Origin of the sequence: Paracoccus sphaerophysae (assembly GCF_000763805.1) — a bacterium.
Taxonomy (GTDB): Bacteria; Pseudomonadota; Alphaproteobacteria; order Rhodobacterales; family Rhodobacteraceae; genus Paracoccus; species Paracoccus sphaerophysae.
In genome coordinates this window covers 1-20,288 of the sequence record NZ_JRKS01000001.1, presented here as the reverse complement: position 1 = coordinate 20,288, position 20,288 = coordinate 1, and the positions used below count along the sequence as shown (strand labels likewise).

Annotated in this window: 21 protein-coding genes, 1 tRNA gene and 2 pseudogenes; 14 read left to right on the top strand and 10 right to left on the bottom strand. The window is 66.3% G+C overall.

The genetic code is table 11. The features are described from left to right. The first annotated feature begins 57 nt into the window (after positions 1-57). A complete protein-coding gene (locus tag IC63_RS00115; RefSeq protein WP_036715804.1) occupies positions 58-648 on the top strand; it encodes a 2-hydroxychromene-2-carboxylate isomerase in 591 nt (196 codons plus the stop codon). Further along, entirely contained in the window at positions 645-1,445 is an 801-nt protein-coding gene (locus IC63_RS00110) for an alpha/beta fold hydrolase (protein ID WP_052041730.1), read from the top strand. The genes IC63_RS00115 and IC63_RS00110 overlap by 4 nt, the downstream gene beginning before the upstream one ends. Positions 1,446-1,469: 24 nt before the next feature. Here the strand turns inward: IC63_RS00110 and IC63_RS00105 are convergent, their stop codons facing one another. From IC63_RS00105 to IC63_RS00075, 7 genes are all read right to left on the bottom strand, one after another. Continuing rightward, positions 1,470-1,820: an H-type lectin domain-containing protein gene (locus IC63_RS00105; protein WP_036715803.1), complete on the bottom strand. Its 351-nt coding sequence runs from the start codon at positions 1,818-1,820 to the stop codon at positions 1,470-1,472. Positions 1,821-1,960: 140 nt separating this feature from the next. After that, a complete protein-coding gene (locus tag IC63_RS00100) occupies positions 1,961-2,410 on the bottom strand; it encodes a F0F1 ATP synthase subunit epsilon (RefSeq protein WP_036715802.1) in 450 nt (149 codons plus the stop codon). 9 nt (positions 2,411-2,419) lie between these two features. After that, positions 2,420-3,841 carry a F0F1 ATP synthase subunit beta gene (gene atpD, locus IC63_RS00095; protein WP_036715801.1) on the bottom strand — a complete coding sequence of 474 codons (1,422 nt, stop codon included), beginning with the start codon at positions 3,839-3,841 and terminating at the stop codon, positions 2,420-2,422. 21 nt (positions 3,842-3,862) lie between these two features. Beyond that, on the bottom strand, positions 3,863-4,741 hold the full coding sequence (locus IC63_RS00090) for a F0F1 ATP synthase subunit gamma (RefSeq protein ID WP_036715799.1): 879 nt from the start codon (positions 4,739-4,741) through the stop codon (positions 3,863-3,865). Between the two features lie 13 nt (positions 4,742-4,754). Next, positions 4,755-6,284, bottom strand: coding sequence for a F0F1 ATP synthase subunit alpha (atpA, locus tag IC63_RS00085; protein WP_036715797.1), 1,530 nt, complete (start codon positions 6,282-6,284; stop codon positions 4,755-4,757). Beyond that, entirely contained in the window at positions 6,284-6,844 is a 561-nt protein-coding gene (locus IC63_RS00080) for a F0F1 ATP synthase subunit delta (protein WP_198026204.1), read from the bottom strand. The genes atpA and IC63_RS00080 overlap by 1 nt, the downstream gene beginning before the upstream one ends. Positions 6,845-7,058: 214 nt before the next feature. Beyond that, entirely contained in the window at positions 7,059-7,892 is an 834-nt protein-coding gene (locus tag IC63_RS00075; protein WP_156965306.1) for a methyltransferase domain-containing protein, read from the bottom strand. Positions 7,893-7,994: 102 nt separating this feature from the next. Here IC63_RS00075 and gloB point away from each other — a divergent pair, with 102 nt between their 5' ends. From gloB to IC63_RS00040, 8 genes and pseudogenes are all read left to right on the top strand, one after another. Beyond that, entirely contained in the window at positions 7,995-8,732 is a 738-nt protein-coding gene (gene gloB / locus IC63_RS00070; protein WP_156965300.1) for a hydroxyacylglutathione hydrolase, read from the top strand. Positions 8,733-8,919: 187 nt separating this feature from the next. Continuing rightward, complete coding sequence (gene clpA / locus IC63_RS00065) at positions 8,920-11,238, top strand: ATP-dependent Clp protease ATP-binding subunit ClpA (protein ID WP_036715789.1); 2,319 nt, start codon at positions 8,920-8,922, stop codon at positions 11,236-11,238. 802 nt (positions 11,239-12,040) lie between these two features. Further along, positions 12,041-12,116: transfer RNA gene (locus IC63_RS00060), tRNA-Ala, on the top strand. 201 nt (positions 12,117-12,317) lie between these two features. Continuing rightward, positions 12,318-12,689 (top strand): annotated as a pseudogene (locus tag IC63_RS00055) (recombinase family protein); the annotation flags it as partial. Continuing rightward, positions 12,686-13,066, top strand: coding sequence for a hypothetical protein (locus IC63_RS00050; protein WP_036715788.1), 381 nt, complete (start codon positions 12,686-12,688; stop codon positions 13,064-13,066). The pseudogene IC63_RS00055 and the gene IC63_RS00050, both read left to right, overlap by 4 nt. A 71-nt stretch (positions 13,067-13,137) precedes the next feature. Further along, on the top strand, positions 13,138-14,061 hold the full coding sequence (locus IC63_RS19025) for a class I SAM-dependent DNA methyltransferase (RefSeq protein ID WP_198026203.1): 924 nt from the start codon (positions 13,138-13,140) through the stop codon (positions 14,059-14,061). Beyond that, positions 13,953-15,575 (top strand): N-6 DNA methylase, encoded by a 1,623-nt coding sequence (locus IC63_RS18615; protein WP_269634649.1) that lies wholly within the window; start codon positions 13,953-13,955, stop codon positions 15,573-15,575. The genes IC63_RS19025 and IC63_RS18615 overlap by 109 nt, the downstream gene beginning before the upstream one ends. Before the next feature lie 48 nt (positions 15,576-15,623). Further along, complete coding sequence (locus IC63_RS00040; RefSeq protein ID WP_084115273.1) at positions 15,624-15,884, top strand: M48 metallopeptidase family protein; 261 nt, start codon at positions 15,624-15,626, stop codon at positions 15,882-15,884. Positions 15,885-16,257: 373 nt separating this feature from the next. Here the strand turns inward: IC63_RS00040 and IC63_RS00035 are convergent, their stop codons facing one another. The 3 genes from IC63_RS00035 to IC63_RS00025 form a co-directional block, all read right to left on the bottom strand. Next, positions 16,258-16,566 (bottom strand): type II toxin-antitoxin system RelE/ParE family toxin, encoded by a 309-nt coding sequence (locus IC63_RS00035; protein ID WP_036715787.1) that lies wholly within the window; start codon positions 16,564-16,566, stop codon positions 16,258-16,260. 4 nt (positions 16,567-16,570) lie between these two features. After that, on the bottom strand, positions 16,571-16,825 hold the full coding sequence (locus tag IC63_RS00030) for a ribbon-helix-helix domain-containing protein (protein WP_036715786.1): 255 nt from the start codon (positions 16,823-16,825) through the stop codon (positions 16,571-16,573). Between the two features lie 83 nt (positions 16,826-16,908). Further along, on the bottom strand, positions 16,909-17,232 hold the full coding sequence (locus IC63_RS00025) for a hypothetical protein (RefSeq protein WP_036715782.1): 324 nt from the start codon (positions 17,230-17,232) through the stop codon (positions 16,909-16,911). Between the two features lie 105 nt (positions 17,233-17,337). Between IC63_RS00025 and IC63_RS00020 the strand changes: the two genes are divergently transcribed. The 4 genes and pseudogenes from IC63_RS00020 to IC63_RS00005 all read left to right on the top strand — a co-directional run. Continuing rightward, complete coding sequence (locus tag IC63_RS00020) at positions 17,338-17,538, top strand: hypothetical protein (protein WP_232222465.1); 201 nt, start codon at positions 17,338-17,340, stop codon at positions 17,536-17,538. Between the two features lie 15 nt (positions 17,539-17,553). After that, entirely contained in the window at positions 17,554-19,125 is a 1,572-nt protein-coding gene (locus IC63_RS00015; protein ID WP_036715780.1) for a recombinase family protein, read from the top strand. Beyond that, entirely contained in the window at positions 19,125-20,033 is a 909-nt protein-coding gene (locus IC63_RS00010; protein WP_036715776.1) for a plasmid partitioning protein RepB C-terminal domain-containing protein, read from the top strand. Before IC63_RS00015 ends, IC63_RS00010 begins: the two co-directional genes overlap by 1 nt. Beyond that, positions 20,030-20,288 (top strand): annotated as a pseudogene (locus IC63_RS00005) (plasmid partitioning protein RepB C-terminal domain-containing protein); the annotation flags it as partial. The gene IC63_RS00010 and the pseudogene IC63_RS00005, both read left to right, overlap by 4 nt.

Below are 20,288 nucleotides of genomic sequence, written 5' to 3'. Positions count from 1 at the left end.
ACCGCGCTAGCGTCCCGGCAAACCCCGCGCGGCAGGCAGGAACGAGGGACAATGCGGATGCGCCAGATCGACTATTACCTCTCGACCATCAACCCTTGGTGCTATCTTGCAGGCGACCGGCTGGAACGGATCGCGGCTCGGCATGGGGCCCAGATCACCTATCGCCCGCTGGACCTGATGCAACTGTTCGACCGCACCGGAGGCACCCGGCCGCAGAACCGCCACCCCGCGCGGATTGACTATCGCAATCAGGAACTGCCCCGCTGGGCCGAACACCTGGGTGTGCCGCTGCGGCTGGACGTGCCGATGACGAACATGGCGCCCTCCTCGTACGCGGTGATCGCCGCGCAAGAGGCGGGGGGCGACGTGGGCGGGCTGGTGCAGGGGTTTCTGCGCGCCCGCTTTGCCGACGGCCGCGACATCGCCGAGGACGGGGTGATCCGCGAGGTGCTGCCGGCGCACGGCTTTGATCCTGCGCTGGCCGACACCGGGCTGTTCGTCGGCGCCGAGACCTATGCCCGCAACCTGGAACGCGCCGTCGAGGCGGGGGTGTTCGGCGCCCCCTTCTATCATGTCTTGGACACCGGGCAGAAATTCTGGGGGCAGGACCGGCTCGACTTTCTCGAGCGTCATCTGGCGACGCTGTGACGCTGTTTCGCCGGCATTTCCCCGGCGACCGGCGCCGCCCGGCGCTGGCGCTGCACTGCATGATGGGCAGCGGCGCGGGCTGGGGGCCGATCGCCGAGGGCTTGGGCGGGCGCGTCGATCTGCACGCGCTGGACCTGCCCGGGCATGGCCGCAGCCCGCGGCTCGCGGCGATCGCGCCGGGCGAGATCATGGCGACGACCCTGACCGCCGCGCGGGCCGAGGCCGAGCGCCTGGCGGCGGGATCGGCGGATCACCGGGTCGACCTGCTGGGCCATTCCTTCGGCGCGGTGGCGGCGCTCGCGCTTGCGGTGGTGGACCCCGCGCGTGTCCGCAGCCTGACCCTGATCGAGCCGGTCATGTTCGCCGCCCTGCCCGCCCCGGCTCGCGACCCGGACGGTCTGCTGGCCGCGCTGGAGCGCTTCGAGGCGGCCGGTGACAGGGCCGGCGCGACGGCGGCGTTCCTGCGCTATTGGGACGGGCCGGACCTGAATGCGGTGCCGCCACTGACCCGCGACCAGCTGATCGCGCAGATGGCGGCGGTGCGGGATACCATGCCCGACATCTATCACGACCGAGCCGGGATCCTGGCGCCGGGCGGCCTCGAACGCCTTTCGGCGGCGGTGATGTTCATCACCGGGGCGTCCTCGCCGCCGGTCATTGCCGAGATCGCCGCAGCCTTGGCGGCGCGCCTGCCGGATGTCGGCCGGGCGACCGTCCCGGGCGCGGGCCACATGGCCCCGTTGACGCGCCCCGCCACCGTTGCCGAGCTGATCGCGGTCAATCTGGACCGGGCCTGACCCGCGTGCCCGCGATTGCAGCGGTCAGTCGAGCAGAAAATCGTCCTCGTGCTCGGTCGGCCCGATGGCCATCCACGACACGCGGGCACGGGCGACCCGGGTATCGCCCCAGGTGCGGAACAGGATCACGAAGCCCTGAGGGGTGATCTCGTCGGCGCTGACGTCCACCCGCTGGTTGCTGTCCATCGCGATGTCCCACATCGACAGCCCCACATGCACGGCCGGAACGCCAAGAAAGGGCGTCGGAAACCGGACCGCGCAGCGTTCGACACGCGGCCCCGACCGGGTCCACATCGGCCCGCCATCCTCGAAGGCGGTGAACAGCATCTCCGTGCCCTGCTGGACGCCGACGGCGGTATGACTGAAACGGAGCATCGGCGTCCCAAATCGATAGAAGGCGGCCCGTCGCCTGCGGGTCCGGCATCAGACCTGCCCGACATACAGGAAGGCCCCATCCTGAAACCAGAGGACGGGGCCTTCAACTAACTAAAATCTTTCGCGCTTCGCGGTTGGGATCAGTCCGGGATCGTCGCCTGGTTCGGGTCGAGGCCGATATGGGTGCCCAGGGCCTCCATGTCGCCCAACAGCTTGGCGGCCGCGGCGACGACCTCGTCCCCCACCGTCTCGCGCCGGGTTTCGGCCGAGCGATGGGCGCGGCGGGCGTCCAGGACCATCTCGTTATAGATGTCCTGGGTGATCTCGGCCCGCGCGTGGCCGCGTTCGGCCAGCAGGCTGACCGATTCCCCGGTGATCTCGGCAAAGCCGCCGGTCACCGCAAACTCGGTCGCGTTGCCCTGCCCGTCGACGACCGTGACCATCCCCGGCCGCAGCGTGACGATGGTCGAGGCGTGGCCGGGCATGGCGGTCAGATCGCCATCGGTGCCCGGCAGACGGACCTCGCGCGCCGGGACGGAAACGAGGCTCCGTTCCGGCGAGACGAGGTCGAACTGCATCGTGTCGGCCATGTCGCCCCCTTACGCCGCGTCCGCGGCGAGACGCTGGGCCTTGGCCTTCACCTCTTCGATGCCGCCGACCATGTAGAAGGCCGCTTCCGGCAGGTGGTCGTATTCACCGGCCACCACCGCCTTGAACGAGCGGATCGTGTCCTCCAGCGGGACCTGCACCCCGTCCGAGCCGGTGAAGACCTTGGCCACGTCGAAGGGCTGCGACAGGAAGCGCTGGATCTTGCGGGCGCGGGCAACGGTCAGCTTGTCCTCTTCGGACAGTTCGTCCATCCCGAGGATCGCGATGATGTCCTGCAGCGACTTGTATTTCTGCAGGATGCCCTGGACGTCGCGGGCGACGCCGTAATGCTCCTCGCCGACCACGGCCGGGTCGAGGATCCGGCTGTTCGAGTCGAGCGGGTCCACGGCCGGGTAGATCCCCAGTTCCGAGATCGCCCGCGACAGCACCGTGGTGGCGTCGAGGTGGGCGAAGGTGGTGGCCGGGGCCGGGTCGGTCAGGTCGTCGGCCGGGACGTAGACGGCCTGGATCGAGGTGATCGAGCCGTTCTTGGTCGAGGTGATGCGTTCCTGCATCGCGCCCATGTCGGTGGCCAGCGTCGGCTGATAGCCCACGGCCGACGGGATGCGGCCCAGCAGAGCCGACACCTCGGACCCCGCCTGGGTGAAGCGGAAGATGTTGTCGACGAAGAACAGAACGTCGGTGCCGGTCGCATCGCGGAACTGTTCGGCCAGGGTCAGGCCGGTCAGCGCCACGCGCATCCGCGCCCCCGGAGGCTCGTTCATCTGGCCATAGACCAGCGCCACCTGCGATTCCGCGAGGTTGTCTTCCTTGATGACGCCCGATTCCACCATCTCGTGGTAGAGGTCGTTGCCCTCGCGCGTCCGCTCACCCACGCCGGCGAACACGGAGTAGCCCGAGTGCACCTTGGCGATGTTGTTAATGAGCTCCATGATCAGCACGGTCTTGCCCACGCCGGCGCCGCCGAAGAGGCCGATCTTGCCGCCCTTGGAATAGGGCGCCAGCAGGTCGATGACCTTGATGCCGGTGACAAGGATTTCCGAGCTGGTCGCCTGCGCCGCGAATTCCGGCGCCGGCTGGTGGATGGCGCGGGTTTCCGTCGCCGTCACCGGGCCGCGGTCGTCCACCGGCTCGCCCACGACGTTGAGGATGCGCCCCAGCGTCGCGTCGCCGACCGGGACCGAGATCGGCCCGCCGGTGTCGCGCACGGCCTCGCCGCGGACCAGACCTTCGGTCGCGTCCATGGCGATGGCGCGGACCGTGTTCTCGCCCAGGTGCTGGGCCACTTCCAGCACCAGCTTTTTGCCGTTGTTCTCGGTTTCCAGCGCGTTCAGAATCGCCGGCAGGTTGTCGTCGAACTGCACGTCGACGACGGCGCCGATGACCTGAGTGATCTTGCCCGTAGCTGCCATCTATCTACCCCTGCGTTACGGTCAGAGCGCCTCGGCGCCCGAAATGATTTCAATGAGTTCCTTGGTGATCGCGGCCTGACGCGAGCGGTTGTACTCGGTCGTGAGGCGGTCGATCATGTCGCCGGCGTTGCGGGTCGCGTTGTCCATCGCGGTCATCCGTGCGCCCTGCTCGGACGCGGCGTTTTCCAGCAACGCGGCAAAGACCTGGGTCGCCACCGAACGCGGCAGCAGGTCGGTCAGGATCGCTTCTTCGCCGGGTTCGTAGTCGTAAAGCGCGCTGGCGCCACCGACCTCGGTGCCTTCCTCGACCACCGCGGGGATGATCTGGCGGGCGGTCGGAACCTGGCTGATAACGGATTCGAAGCGGCTGTAGAATAGCGTCGCCACGTCGTAATCGCCCGCGTCGAAGCGGTCGAGGATTTCCTGCGCGATGGCGCGGGCGTTGTCATAGCCCACGCGCTTGACCTCGGACAGGTCGACGTGATGGACGAACCGGTCGGAATAGTCGCGCTTCATCTGCTCGCGGGCCTTCTTGCCCACGGTCATGATCGCGACGTCCCGGCCCTGGCCGCGCAGCTCTTCGGCCCGCTGGCGGGCCAGCTTGACGATCGAGCTGTTGAAGCCCCCGGCAAGGCCGCGTTCCGAGGTCAGCACCACCAGCAGGTGGCGCTGATCCGAGCCCGTCCCGGCCAGCAGGCGCGGTGCGCCCTCGGACCCGGCGGCGGCCGCGGTCAGGCCCGCCATGACGGCGGACATGCGGTCGGCATAGGGGCGCGCAGCCTCGGCCGCTTCCTGTGCGCGGCGCAGCTTGGCGGCGGCGACCATCTGCATCGCCTTGGTGATCTTCCGCGTGTTCTTGACGCTGCCGATCCGGTTTTTCAGATCCTTGAGGCTGGGCATGCTCCGCTCCTCCTCAGGCGGCGGTCTTGGCGTAGGCGTCCAGAGCAGCCTTCAACCGGGATTCCGCCTCGCCCTTGATCTTGGGATCCTCGCGGGTCAGCCAGTGCAGCACGTCGCCATGCTGGTTGCGCAGGAACGACAGCAGACCGGCTTCCCACTTGCCGACCTCGCGGACCGGTACGTTGTCCAGGTAGCCGTTGGTGCCGGCATAAATGATCGCGACGATCTCGGCGTTGGTCAGCGGCGAGTACTGAGGCTGCTTCATCAGCTCGGTCAGGCGCGCGCCACGGTTCAGCAGCTTCTGCGTCGCGGCGTCGAGGTCCGAGCCGAACTGTGCGAAGGCCGCCATCTCGCGGTACTGCGCCAGTTCCAGCTTGACGGGGCCGGCGACCGACTTCATCGCGTTGGTCTGCGCGGCAGACCCCACCCGCGACACCGACAGACCGGTGTTCACGGCCGGGCGGATGCCCTGGAAGAACAGATCGGTTTCCAGGAAGATCTGGCCATCGGTGATCGAGATCACGTTGGTCGGGATATAGGCCGACACGTCGCCCGCCTGCGTCTCGATGATCGGCAGCGCGGTCAGCGAGCCCCCGCCGTGATCCTCGTTCAGCTTGGCCGACCGCTCCAGCAGGCGCGAATGCAGGTAGAACACGTCGCCCGGATAGGCTTCGCGCCCCGGCGGACGGCGCAGCAGCAGCGACATCTGGCGGTACGCCACGGCCTGCTTGGACAGGTCGTCATAGATGATCAGTGCGTCCATGCCGTTGTCGCGGAAGTATTCGCCCATCGCGGTGGCCGAATAGGGGGCGATGTACTGCATCGGCGCCGGGTCCGACGCGGTCGCGGCGACCACGACGGTGTATTCCATCGCGCCGGTTTCCTCGAGCTTCTTGACCAGCTGCGCGACGGTCGAGCGTTTCTGCCCGATGGCGACATAGATGCAGTAAAGGGTCCGGTGCCCTTCCTTGCCGTTGTAGTTCTGCTGGTTGAGGATCGTGTCCAGCGCGATCGCGGTCTTGCCGGTCTGGCGGTCGCCGATGATCAGTTCGCGCTGGCCGCGGCCGACCGGGATCATGGCGTCGACCGACTTGAGGCCGGTGGCCATCGGCTGGTGGACCGACTTGCGCGGCATGATGCCGGGTGCCTTGACGTCGGCGCGGCGCATCTCGGCGCCCTCGATCGGGCCCTTGCCGTCGATCGGGTTGCCCAGCGCGTCCACGACGCGGCCCAGCAGCGGCTTGCCGGTCGGCACTTCCACGATCGAGCGGGTGCGCTTGACGGTGTCGCCTTCCTTGATCGAGCGGTCGTCGCCGAAGATCACGATTCCGACGTTGTCGGTTTCAAGGTTCAGCACCATGCCGCGGATGCCGCCGGGGAATTCCACCATCTCGCCGGCCTGCACCTGGTCCAGACCGTGCACGCGCGCGATGCCGTCGCCCACCGACAGCACCTGGCCAACCTCGGCCACCTCGGCGTCCTGGCCGAAATTCTTGATCTGATCCTTGAGGATCGCCGAAATCTCGGCAGCCTGGATTCCCATTATCCGACCTCTTTCATGACATTCTGCAGGGAAGCGAGCTTCGAGCGGATCGAGCTGTCGATCATCTGCGAGCCCAGCTTGACAATCATTCCGCCGATCAGACCTTCATCGACGCGGGTGTTCAGCTTGACCGTCTTGCCGGATTTCGCGGCCAGCGTCTCGGTCAGCTTGCGTTCCTGTTCGGCGCTCAGCGGGGCGGCGGACACGACCTCGGCCGTGACCTCGCCGCGCGCCTCGGCGATCAGTTCGCCCAGGCGGGCCACCAGCTGCGGCAGGGCGAACAGGCGGCGGTTCTGCGCCATCAGCCGCAGGGTGTTGGTCAGCACCGGCGACAGGCCCATCTTGCCGGCGATCGCGCCGATGGCGTTTTCCTGCTGCTCGCGCGAGAACAGCGGCGAGGCGATCAGCTTGCGCAGGTCTTCGCTGTCCTTCAGCGCGGCGCCCAACGACTCGACCTGGCCGGCCAGCGCGTCGACCGCGCCCTGTTCCCGGATCAGGTCAAAGACGGCTTGCGCGTAACGCCCGGCGATGTTGGCGGAAATCGAAGCGTTATTGGCCACGGACACCCCTTTGCTTTGCGCGTAGCCCCGCAGGCCGGGCCGGCGTCGGGGCCGGTCAGTCACGGGGCGCGGACGGTGGAGCGGCGCCGGAACGGACGAAGCCCCCTGAAATCTGCGGCGTCTCTAACAGCAGTTGAACGGCATGTGCAACTGTCACAAGCCGCGAAAGAGCGCCGTTTCCGACCAAAGACGGCGGTACCCGGCGCGGGTTGCGCTAACAGCCGCGATCGGGCGCGGAATTCGTCTCGTCCCCGGCCCGAGGCGGCACCGCCCGGCCTACGGAATTGCCGTGCGCGGGCCGCGCGGCGGGGCGCGGACGCCGAATCCCCTCGAGCACCTCGAGCGGACTTGGCACCAGAACCGCCCGGCCCGGACCGACCGGGGCGCTGACCTGCTTGACGAATTCGGTGATGACCACGCCGGCGATCAGAAGGCGGGCGATGCGGGTGCCGGTGCGTTCCCACATCTGCGCGCTTTTCAACCAGAAGCGCCGGTCCGAGGGCGGGATGTACAGCGCCGCCCCCCCGCCCTCGGGGACGAAGCCCGTCGCGCGGGCCTGCGCCTCCAGCTGGCCGCGGGTATAGCTGCGGCCGATCCCGAACGGCGTCGTCTCGCTTTGCGCCCACAGCCCGGCACGGTTCGGCACCATGATGGCCATCCGCCCCCCCGGCCCCAGCGTGCGCCACGCCTCGGCAAGGGCGGCGGCCGGGTGGTCGGCGGTTTCCAGCCCGTGTAGCATCACCAGCCGGTCAATGCTGCCGGTATCCAGCGGCCAGGCCTCCTCGTCGCAGATCACGCTGTGATTGGGCGCCCCCGCCGGCCAGGGCATCACCCCCTGCGGGCCCGGCATCAGCGCCGTCACCCGCCGCGCGCAGGCCAGATAGGGGCGCAGCAGCGGCGCCGCGAAGCCGTAGCCCGCGACGGTCATCCCCGAGGTCTGCTCGGGCGGCCAGATCGCCGTCATCCGGTCCCGCAGCACCCGCTGCACCACCCGGCCAAGGGCGCGCTGGTAATAAAAGCGGCGCAGGTCGACGACATCATGATGCATGGCGCCAATGGGCCGGGTCCGGCGCCCGAGGTCAAGCATCACGGTTTGCACCCCGGGCCGGCAGCCCCTAACCTGGTTCCGATGCCCAACGGAGCCTTCGACATGACCGACCTGGTGACGATCCGCTGCCTGACCGACAATTACGCCTATCTGGTGCATGGCGGCGGCCAGACCGCGCTGATCGACGCGCCCGAGGCGGCGCCGATCCTGGCGGAACTCGACCGCCGCGGCTGGGGGCTGGACGCGATCCTGCTGACCCACCACCACGACGACCACATCCAGGCCGTGCCGCAGATCGTGGCCGCGACCGGCGCCACCGTTTGGGGAAACGCAGCGGATGCGGCCCGCCTGCCGGCGCTTGACCGACCGCTGACCCCCGGCACGCCGGCCGAGTTCTGCGGCGAGCGGGTCGAGGTCATTGACGTCCCCGGCCACACGGTGGGCCACGTGGCGTATCACCTGCCCGGCGCCGGGCTGGCCTTCACCGCCGACAGCCTCATGGCGATGGGCTGCGGGCGTCTGTTCGAGGGCACGCCCGCGCAGATGTGGGACTCGCTCTCTCGGCTGGCCGCCCTGCCCGACGAGACGCTGATCTGTTCGGGCCACGACTATGCCCGCGGCAACGGCGCCTTTGCGCTGGCGGTGGACCCGGACAACGCGGCGCTGCGGCAGCGGCTGGACGCCACGCTGGCGGGGCAGCGCCCGGCCTCTCCGGCGACGCTCGCCGACGAAAAGGCGACGAACCCTTTCCTGCGCGCGGCGGCGCTGGCCCGTCCGGGCGAGGATGCGGCGGCCGCATTTGCCCGGCTCAGGCGCGAGAAGGACGGCTTCCGTGGATAGCCTGGGCGCCTTGAAACAGGCCACCCGCGTGATCACATCTGTCAAAACCGCCGCCGCTTCGGCTGCCCAGGGGTCAGAAACCCCTTGCGTCAGGCCGAAATGCACCAATTCTTAACCGTATCGTGACAGTCTGGTCAGGTGGACGAGCCAACGTCCAGACCGCCAGCCGACTGACAGGAGCAGTGTCGTGCCGTCCTTCTCGAATACCCTGGAACAGGCGATCCATGCCGCCCTGTCGCTGGCCAACCAACATCGGCATGAGCTGGCGACGCTGGAACATCTGCTGCTTGCGCTGACCGAGGAACCGGATTCGGTGCGGGTCATGCGGGCCTGCAACGTCGATCTGGACGAACTGCGCCGCCTGCTCAGCGATTTCATCGAAGACGACCTGTCCACGCTGATCACCGACGTCGAAGGCTCGGAGGCCGTGCCCACCGCCGCCTTCCAGCGCGTGATCCAGCGCGCGGCGATCCACGTCCAAAGCTCGGGCCGCAACGAGGTCACCGGCGCCAACGTGCTGGTCGCGATCTTTGCGGAACGGGAATCGAACGCCGCGTTCTTCCTGCAGGAACTGGACATGACGCGCTATGACGCGGTGAACTTCATCGCCCACGGCGTGGCCAAGAACGCGTCCTTCTCGGAACCGCGCAGCGTGCAGGGGGCCGAGGATGACCACGCCCGGGCCGAGGAAAAGCCCGCGCCCAAGGACGAAACCGCGCTGGCCAAATATTGCGTCGACCTGAACGCCAAGGCGTCCGAAGGCGACGTGGACCCGCTGATCGGCCGCGCCGACGAGGTCGAGCGCTGCATCCAGGTGCTGTGCCGCCGCCGCAAGAACAACCCGCTGCTGGTCGGCGATCCCGGCGTCGGCAAGACCGCCATCGCCGAAGGCCTGGCGCTCAAGATCACCCGCGGCGAAACCCCGGACGTGCTGTCGGGGGCCACGATCTATTCGCTGGACATGGGGGCGCTGCTGGCCGGCACCCGCTATCGCGGTGACTTCGAGGAACGGCTGAAGGCGGTCGTGAAGGAACTCGAGGACCACGACGACGCGATCCTCTTCATCGACGAGATCCACACCGTCATCGGCGCCGGGGCGACCTCGGGCGGGGCGATGGATGCGTCGAACCTGCTGAAACCCGCGCTGTCGGGCGGCAAGCTGCGCTGCATGGGGTCGACCACCTACAAGGAATTCCGGCAGCATTTCGAAAAGGACCGCGCGCTGAGCCGTCGGTTCCAGAAGATCGACGTGAACGAGCCCTCGGTGCCGGACGCGATCAAGATCCTGATGGGGCTCAAGCCCAGCTTCGAAAAACATCACGACCTGCGCTACACCTCGGACGCGATCAAGACCGCGGTGGAACTCGCGAGCCGCTACATCAACGACCGCAAGCTGCCGGATTCGGCGATCGACGTGATCGACGAGGCGGGGGCTGCGCAGCATGTCGTCGCCGAAAACCGCCGCAAGAAGGTCATCTCGCCGAAAGAGATCGAGGCAGTGGTCGCCAAGATCGCCCGGATCCCGCCGAAGAGCGTCTCCAAGGACGACGCCGAGGTGCTGCGCGACCTGGAAAAGACGCTCAAGCGTCTGGTGTTTGGCCAGGATGCCGCGATCGAGGCGCTGTCCTCGTCGATCAAGCTGGCCCGCGCGGGGCTGCGAGAACCGGAAAAGCCGATCGGCAACTACCTGTTCGCCGGCCCCACCGGCGTCGGCAAGACCGAGGTCGCCAAGCAGCTCGCCCACACGTTGGGGGTAGAGCTGCTGCGCTTCGACATGTCAGAATACATGGAGAAGCACGCGGTCTCGCGGCTGATCGGCGCGCCTCCGGGTTATGTCGGCTTCGACCAGGGCGGGCTGCTGACCGATGGCGTGGACCAGCATCCGCATAGCGTGCTGCTGCTGGACGAGATCGAGAAGGCGCACCCGGATGTCTACAACATCCTGCTGCAGGTGATGGACCACGGCAAGCTGACCGACCACAACGGCCGGCAGGTCGATTTCCGCAACGTGATCCTGATCATGACCTCGAACGCGGGTGCGGCCGACCAGGCGCGCGCGGCGATCGGGTTCGGCCGCCAGCGTCGCGAGGGCGAGGACAAGGAGGCGATCGAGCGCACCTTCACGCCGGAATTCCGCAACCGGCTTGACGCGGTGATCTCCTTTGCGCCGCTGCCGCGCGAGGTGATCGTGCAGGTGGTCGAAAAGTTCATCCTGCAGCTCGAGGCCCAGCTGATGGACCGCAACGTCCACATCGAGCTGACCTCCGAAGCCGCCAACTGGTTGGCCGAAAAGGGCTATGACGACAGGATGGGCGCCCGGCCGCTGGCCCGGGTCATCCAGGAATCGATCAAGAAACCCCTGGCCGAAGAGCTCCTGTTCGGCCGCCTGGCCAAGGGCGGGGTCGTCAAGGTCCGCATCGAGGACGACAAGCCCGTCTTCGACATCGACGGCCCCGGCGCCCCCCGCCTCGGCCGCGACAAGACCCCGCTGCTGACCGCGGAGTAGCCGGGTAGCCGGCGGCCTGCGAGACTGGCCCCTCGGCGCCAAGGCGCCGGGGACTGTCTGCGAGGATGCAGGGGTGGTCCACGGGATCGCTCGGCCTCCTGGGCCAGTCTGGCGCCACGCTCTCGCGTGGTCCACCGCTGGTGTCCGCGGGTCAGCGAACAACGCCTCACTTTCAGGCTTTGCCTGTCCGCTGGGCGAGGCGGCCCTGAGGCTTGCCTGTCGGCCACGCCTGCTGCACGCGGAGACGCCGCGGGAAGGTGCACATATTTGGCGCCCAGCCATCGCACACCCGAAGATACGATCAGCGAGTATGCCGCGAACCTCGTAGCGGTTGGTCACGCCGAACCCAGCGGGGCCCGGCAGCTCCTGGACGACATAGTCGCACATCCGGAAATGCGGTTTCCACGGGTCGTCCGTCGCGTTGACGTAGAACCCGGTGCCCTGTCCCAGGTCACCTGTCCGCTTCGCCGATCAGCGCCACGTCGTGGCTCTCGAAGCGCAGATGACTGCAGCAGATTTGATGCGATCAGGCACAGTATCCAACATTTGGACACAGCGGCGCTCACGCCGATGAACACGTTATCGCTTCTCCGCCGGCGTGTATCTGTCACAGAAGCGTTCCCGCGATTGCACCTCCGCGACGAGCCGTCCCGAAATCCCCTTGTGCCGAGCCGCTCTTCCTCCTTTTCCAGCGGCCCCAACCAAGATCGTCCCGCCCTGTTTTTTCCGCTTGCGGCCCGCCAAGCCAGCCCCTATACGACCCCCCACGCGGGCGGCAGGTGCTGCTGCCCGGACCTCCGGTGGGGCCATAGCTCAGTTGGTAGAGCGCTTGAATGGCATTCAAGAGGTCAGGGGTTCGACTCCCCTTGGCTCCACCAGATATTCAAGATTACACTAGTCATTTCATTACGTTAGTGCTGTCTCGCCGAGACAGGTCCGCCTTCTCTTCCCCCACTTCATCCTGGACGCCCTAGGACACTGGCGCACTTCGCTGGGCTGTGGGAAAGAATCCTGCCGTAGCAGCTGCGACGCTGTGACTGAACAGCTCCCCTCCCGTGCCCACTGCGACCAAGGCCGTGTACTACGTCAGCAAGACAGTGCTGAAGCACGGCGCGGGGTCCTGCCCGGTCGGCCGCGTGCCCGCCGGCGAAAACGAGGCCACCGTCATCGACCAGCTGCGCGCCGTGTTCCGCCAGCCGGAGATCGTCGTGGCCACCTGGAAGGCCGCGCGTGCCCACGCCGACGACATCTCTGAGGCCGACGCCCGCGCGGCGCTGACCCGGCTGGATCCGCTGTGGGACGAACTCTTCCCGGCCGAACAGGCGCGCATCGTGGCGCTGATGATCGAGGGGGTCGAGATCGTCACGGAAGGCCTGAACGTCCGGCTGCGTATGGACGGACTGGCCGGGCTGGCGCGCGAAATCACCGCCGACATAGGAGCAGCCGCATGACCCGCGCCACCCCGGTCCCCGATACTGTCACCATCCATGTCCCGTTCCGCCTCGTGAAGCGTGGGGGGCGGAAGGAGATGCAGTTGCCCGAAGGCGCGTCCACCCCGCGCCGCCCCGATGACGCACTCGTCAAGGCACTGGCCCGCGCGTTTCGCTGGAAGCGGATGCTGGACTCGGGCGAGTTCGCGTCGATTTCCGAACTGGCTGAGATGGAAGGGATCGCCTTCACTTACATGGCTCGCCTCTTGCACCTGACCCTTCTGGCGCCAGATATCGTTGAGGCGATCCTGGATGGAAGGCAGCGGCCGGAGTTGACACTTGCGCGGGTTCTGGAGCCGTTTCCGGTTGAATGGTCAAGACAGACATCGGATAGATAGCGCAATCCCCTGAGCACCCTATCCAAACCGTGCCGCCAAGATGGGGCATCAGAAATTGGCAGGGGCATCAATTGGCCATCAAGAAGAGCGACATATACCGATCCCTTTGGGAAAGCTGCGACCAGCTTCGCGGCGGCATGGATGCCTCGCTTTACAAGGATTACATCCTCACCCTTCTCTTTGTGAAATACGTCTCCGACCGCGCGGGCCAGCCCGACGCGTTGATCGAGGTGCCGCCAGGCGCATCCTTCGATGACATGAAGGCCCTGCGCGGGTCCAAGAACATCGGCGAGGGGATGGACACGATCATCGCCCGCATCGCCGAGGAGAATGACCTCAGCGGCGTGATCGACCGGGCCTTCTTCAACGACGCAGAGAAGTTCGGACGCGGCCAGAAGATGATCAACACGCTGACCGCGCTGATCAACATCTTCAGCCGTGAAGAGTTGAATTTCTCGAAGAACCGGGCTGACGGCGACGACATCCTCGGCGACGCCTACGAATACCTGATGCGCAACTTCGCGACAGAGGCGGGCAAATCCAAGGGACAGTTCTATACCCCGGCCGAGGTGTCGCGCGTCGTCGCCGCCGTGGCGGGCGTCAGCCGCGCGACCAGCCCGAAGCAAACCGCCTACGACCCGACCTGCGGCTCGGGCTCGCTGCTGCTGAAAGCTGCCGAGACCGCCCGCGTGCCCATCACCATCTTCGGGCAGGAGATGGACATCGCCACCCGCGGCCTGGCGCGCATGAATATGATCATGCACAACCGCGCCACGGCCGAGATCGCGCAGGGCGATGTCATCGCCGAACCGCATTTCCTGGCCGATGCCCACACCCTGCAGACCTTCGACTTCGTCGTAGCCAACCCGCCCTTCTCGGCCAAGGCCTGGGCCGCGGGGAGACGGCCGAGACGAAATACGGCCGCTTCGACGATGGCGAACCGCCCGCCAAGAACGGCGATTTCGCCTTCCTTCTGCACATCCTCGCCTCGATGAAGGCGACCGGATCAGGCGCGGTCATTCTGCCGCACGGCGTGCTGTTCCGCGGCAATGCCGAGGCAAAGCTTCGCGAAAAGATCCTGAAACGCGGCTACATCAAGGGCGTCATCGGCCTGCCCGCCAACCTGTTCTACGGCACCGGCATCCCCGCCTCGATCATCGTGCTCGACAAGTCCGAGGCTATCGCCAACCGCCCCGTCTTCATGATCGACGCCTCCAGGGGCTTCATCAAGGACGGCAACAAGAACCGCCTGCGCGAGCGTGACATCCACAAGATCATCGACGCCTTCACCCGCCAGCAGACGATCCCCGGCTATTCCCGCCTCGTGCCATTCGACGAGATCGCCCGCAACGACTTCAACCTGAACATCCCCCGCTACATCGACGGCTCCGACCCCGAGGATCTGCAGGACATCACCGCCCACCTGCATGGCGGCGTGCCGGAGCGGGATATTGACGCGCTGGGCGAGTTCTGGGCCGTGATGCCCACGCTGCGTGCCACTCTCTTCGGGCCGAACCCGCGCCCGGGCTATGCCGATCCGCTGGTGGTGCCCGATCAGGTGCGCGCGACCATCCGCAACCATGCGGATTTCGCGGCCTTCCGCGCGCAGGTCGCGGCGATCCTGGACGGCTGGATCACCGCCAACACCCCTCTCCTGATGGGCATCAGCCAAGGCGACCACCCGCGCGACCTGATCCACACCATTGCCGAGGATATGCTCACCCGCTTCGACGCCGCCCCCCTCGTCGACAAGTATGAGGCCTATCAGCGCCTGATGGCCTATTGGGCCACCACCATGCAGGACGATGTGTTCATCATCGCGGGCGGCGGCTGGCTGGCGGCGCGCGAGTTGCGCGAGGCGCGAAAAGAGACCAGCGACGACGGCAAGGTGACATGGCTGGAAGAGGGCGACCTGACGGTGAACAAGGTCCGCCTTGTGGCCGACGTGATCCCGCCAGCCCTGATCACCGCGCGCTTCTTTGCCGGCCTCAAGGCGGCGCTGGATCAGGCCACCGCCCGGGCCGAGGAACTGGGGCGCGAGATCGAAGAACTGGCCGAAGAACACGGGGCCGAGGGCGGGCTGTTCGAGGAACTGATGGCCGATGGGGCCAAGCTGACGGCGGGCGGGGTGAAGGCGCGGCTGAAGGACAGGGGCCTGGAGCCAGACGAAAAGGCCCTGCTGAAACAGGTGGCCGCGCTGTTCGAAAGCGAGGCCGAGGCGAAGCGCGCGGCGAAAGAGGCCGAGGCCCGGCTGACCGAGGCCGTGCTGAAGAAATACCCCACCCTGACGATGGGCGAAATCCAGACCCTTGTGGTGCAGGACAAGTGGCTGGCCGACATCACCGCTGCCATCGGGGCCGAGGTCGAGGCGCGGACGGAAACGCTCACCGCCCGCGTGCGGGTGCTGACCGAACGCTATGGCCAGACCCTGCCGCAGATCATGAAGGATCTGGTCGGGCTGGATGTGCGGGTGGCCGGGCATCTGGCGGCGATGGGGGTGGCGGGATGAGTGCCGCGGAAGCTCTCCCTGACGGGTGGGAATTGGTCAAGCTCTCGGATGGGCGTACCGGTACCGCGGTGGGGCATCAGGTTGATGAAGACGAAGTGGGGCAGCTGCAATCCCGCAAAGGGGCTGGTGTGGCTGAACCTCGACCTGGCGAAGAAGCCTCTGGCCGCCCTCGACTACGTCATCCTGCATGAAATGGCCCATTTCATATCACCGCGACACGACGAGCTCTTCTTGAACACCGTCGATCGAAACATGCCGGGGTGGCGACAAATCCGGTCAGACCTCAACGCGCTTCCCCTGTCGGATTGAAGCTCGCTGCAGGAGTTCGATTTCTGTTCCATCTCACGAACGCCACCGGCGTCGAAGTGTTCAGGTGGCGCGAGGATCTGCCCCAATATTTTCAATCGGTTACGGGCTCTACACCGGATGCTAGTAGTCGAGAGGTCCGGAGAATATCGGGCTTTAGAGAACCATTCCGGCTGCTGCAGCGAGGACGCCAGTGCAAAGTCAACCGCGCATAACCCTCGAAAGCAACGGGAAAATCCGGCCGCGGCGGGATCGGGAGAACGATTCCTTGAAGGGAACTGGCGGAGGGAGCGGGACCGGAATCCAACGTTCTCCAAGTCTGACCCGTAGGCCGCAGTACCCGCGCTATCCAGAAAAATTACTTCTGGACTGGGACTTAACCGAAATCCTCCTTGAGACGATCAAACTGATGCATCCGCTCGTGGAGGATCGTGACAATGCCGATGTCGCCGTTGGAGAGGTGCCTCCAACACACAAAATGCCGCTCGTAGCGGAAGAAATACCCCTCCACTCCGAATTCGGCCGGCACGGGCCTCGACATGACGCCGCGTGTCTCGATCTGTTCGAAGGCGGCGAACAGATTGGTGATGTAGGTTTCGGACTGCGCATCGCCCCAGCGGTCGCGGGTGTATCGGTAGATCTCGTCGAGACGCAGTGAGGCCGCCTCCTGGACCCGGATCGCCATGGGCTCAGGTCCGGTTCCGGGCGATCACCTCAGCAGCGGTCAGCGGCTTGTAGCTGTCCTCGGGCGCGGCGAAGGCACGATTCAGTTCGGCCTTCAGACGATCGAACGCTTCGCGCTCCGCACGCTCCTTGTCGCGACGGATCAGGTCACGGATATACTCGCTCACGTTCTCGTAGGCGCCGTCCTCGCCGACGTTGGCCGCAACGAACTCGCTGAGGGCGCCGCTCACGCGAACGGTCATGGTGGTGGTGCGAGGCATGGCGCTCTCCCTGCTCGGTGTGTATTCAAGATAACCAAAATCGAACACGATACAAGAGTAGCGAGGCCGCGCGACACGACTCCCTATCGGCGCTGCTGGTCCTCGGCCTCCTCCACAATCAACCGGCCTGCCAGCGCGAGCAGTGCGATCAGCACGACATCGGAATGACGCGCGAGCGACACGAGGTGATCGCCGCTCGGCCCCCGCTCGCCCGCGAACCAGTATTTCACGGTCCGCTCGCTGGCACCTGTCCACCGCATGGCGGACTTGATCGCCCGGTGGGTCGATCCGAGCTCAGCGTGCAATGCCACGGCCATGGCGGCGCGATAGTCGCTGGGGATCTCATCGAGGTGCACAACTGTGCCCATCTTCGGCAAAACTGTGCCCATCTTCACGCGCATCTTCATGTTTCTCTCCGCTAAATCTTTGGAGAGCCATGAAAACGGCAGAATCCATCTGTTCCCGCGGCGGTTCTGTTTAGCCGCCTGTTGGAACGGACCACTCACTTGAAGGTGGCCGATATGAACTGCGAAACGGGACCGGAGATGATCGAGCGCGTGGACGGCCGCGCGCTGCAGGGTATCCGCCAATGCGGCGAGCACGGAAAGGAATTGCCCTTTTCCGGAAACGACTTTCCGGCGCTCGCATGCTCGAATGATCGCGGCAGCATGCACAACGGTCCGGACCGTCCCGACCGGATTGCTGCGACGTGAACTGGAGCCGGGCAGATGCGAGGGCGTGAGGCAAGCAGGGAGACTGGCGCCAGCCAATCAGAGCCCGACGTGCCCGCCGTCGCATACGTCCGGATGTCGACCGATCACCAGAAGTATTCGACCGAGAACCAGCTGGACGTCATCCGCAGCTATGCCGCCGCCCGCGGCCTGCAGATCCTGCGTGTGTTCGAGGATTCAGGGCGTTCCGGGCTGCGGCTCGATGGCCGGGAGGCGCTGCAGAACCTGATGGCCGAGGTGCAATCCGGCCAGGCCGATTTCAAGGCGATCCTCGTCTATGACGTCAGCCGCTGGGGCCGGTTTCAGGACGCTGATGAAGGCGCCTATCACGAGCATGTCTGTTCCCGCGCCGGGATCCGGGTGCACTACTGCGGCGAGCAGTTCGAGAACGACGGCAGCATCGGCTCGAACCTCCTGAAAACCGTGAAGCGCGTGATGGCCGGCGAGTACAGCCGCGAGTTGTCGGTGAAGGTCTTCGCCGGGCAGTGCCGCCTCGTCGAGCTGGGCTATCGCCAGGGCGGCGCGGCAGGATACGGGCTGCGGCGGGTGCTGATCGACGAGCACGGCAACCCCAAGGGCGAACTGTCCCGCGGCGAGCAGAAGAGCCTTCAGACCGACCGCGTCATCCTGGTCCCCGGCCCCGAGGAGGAACGGCGGGTCGTCCAGCGCATGTACGAGATGTTCGTGAACGAGGAGCGGTCCGAGCGCGAGATCGCGGAGCTTCTGAACTCCGAAGGGCACCGCACCGATCTCGACCGACCGTGGACCCGGGCGACCGTCCATCAGGTGCTGACCAACGAAAAATACATCGGGAACAACGTCTTCAACAAGGTGTCCTTCAAGCTGAAGCAGCGCCGCGTGGTGAACCCGCGCGAGATGTGGATCCGGGCCGAGGGCGCTTATCCGGCAATCGTCGATCAGGCGCTCTTCCTGCGTGCGCGGGAAATCGTGGACGCCCGAAGCCGGCATTTCTCGGACGAGGAACTGCTCGACGCGCTGCGCGCAATCCTTCAGCGACAGGGCGTGCTTTCGGGCCTAATCATCGACGAGGAGGACGACCTGCCGTCCTCCAGTGCCTATCGCAGCCGCTTCGGCAGCCTCCTGCGCGCCTATCGTCTGATCGGCTACGAGCCGGACCGCGACTACAGTTACATCGAGGTGAACCGGGCGCTGCGGCAGGCGCATCCGCAGGTCGTGGCCCAAATCATCGCCGGCATCACCCGACACGGCGGGTCGGCCGTACAGGACCCAGACACCGATCTGGTGCGCGTCAACGACGAGTTCACTGTGTCCATCGTTCTGGCCCGCTGCACCGCGACGGCGGCCGGGTCGCTGCGCTGGCGCATCCGCCTCGACACTGGCCTGGTGCCGGACATCACCATCGCCGTACGCATGGACGAGTTGAACGAGGCGCCGCGCGACTATTTCGTGCTGCCCAGCATCGACATGACATTCGCGAAACTGAAATTCGCCGAGCAAAACGGCCTCGCTCTAGATGCGTACCGGTTCGACACGCTCGATTTCTTCTACGCGCTCGCCTCGCGGGCCAGGATCGCGGAGGTGGCGTGATGCCCGACGACATGGAACCGACCAGCCAAAAGCAGGTGACCCTGATCCCGACCGAACGGATACGGGTTCTCAATCCCCGTGTCCGCAACCGTCGCACGTTCGAGGCGATGGTGGAGAATATCGCGCGCATCGGCCTGAAGCGCCCGATCACCGTGGCACCGCGCCCCGGGACCGATCCGCAGGAGTACGACCTCGTCTGCGGTCAGGGCCGCCTCGAGGCCTTCGTCGAACTGAGGCAGGACCACATCCCCGCCATTGTGATCGACGCTGACGAGAGCGATTGCCTCGTGATGAGCCTCGTCGAGAACTGTGCGCGGCGGCAGCACAACCCCATCGACCTGATGCGCGAGATCGGCGCGCTCCGCCAGCGCGGCTACAACGACCGTCAGATCGGCGAGAAGATCGGCGTTTCCACCGAATATGTGAACATGATCGCGGGGCTGCTGGAGAAAGGCGAGGAGCGCTTGGTCTCGGCCGTGGAAACCGGGGTGCTTCCGCTGAATCTGGCCATCCAAATTTCCAAGACGGACGCCAAGGGCGCACAGAAGGCACTGATGGACGCCTATACTCAGAACAAGCTGCGGGGACGGAAGCTGGCGCTGGTGCGCCGCCTGATTCAGCAGCGCGAACTGCGCGGCCCGCAGCTCCACAGCAACCAACTCGGACGCAAGCCTCCGAAACGGGCGCTGACGAGCGAGGGCCTTGTCCGGGCGTATCAGCAGGAAGCCACGCGCCAGAAGCTTCTGATCAAGAAGGCCGAGCTCACCCAGAGCCGGCTGATCTTCGTCCGCGAGGCCTTCCGCAAGCTCTGTGCGGATGCGCATTTCATGACCCTGCTCCGGGCGGAGGGGCTTGAGACGATGCCCGCCGATCTCGCGCGGTCCGTGACCGAGGGGACATTGGCATGAAGCGCGACGCTCGCGACGTCCCGAAGAGCGTCACGCTCGGGTTCGAGGACGACTGCGTCACCCTCCCAATCGACGCGATCCTGCCGCTGCGCGCTCTTGGCAAGTCCGCGAAATCCAGCCGGAAGTACCGGCAGATCGTGGCTTCCATCGCCCAGATCGGGATCGTCGAGCCGCCCGTCGTCGTCCGGAACCCCGACAAGTCCGCGACCTGGTTGCTGCTGGACGGCCACCTGCGGATCGAGGCGCTGAAGGACG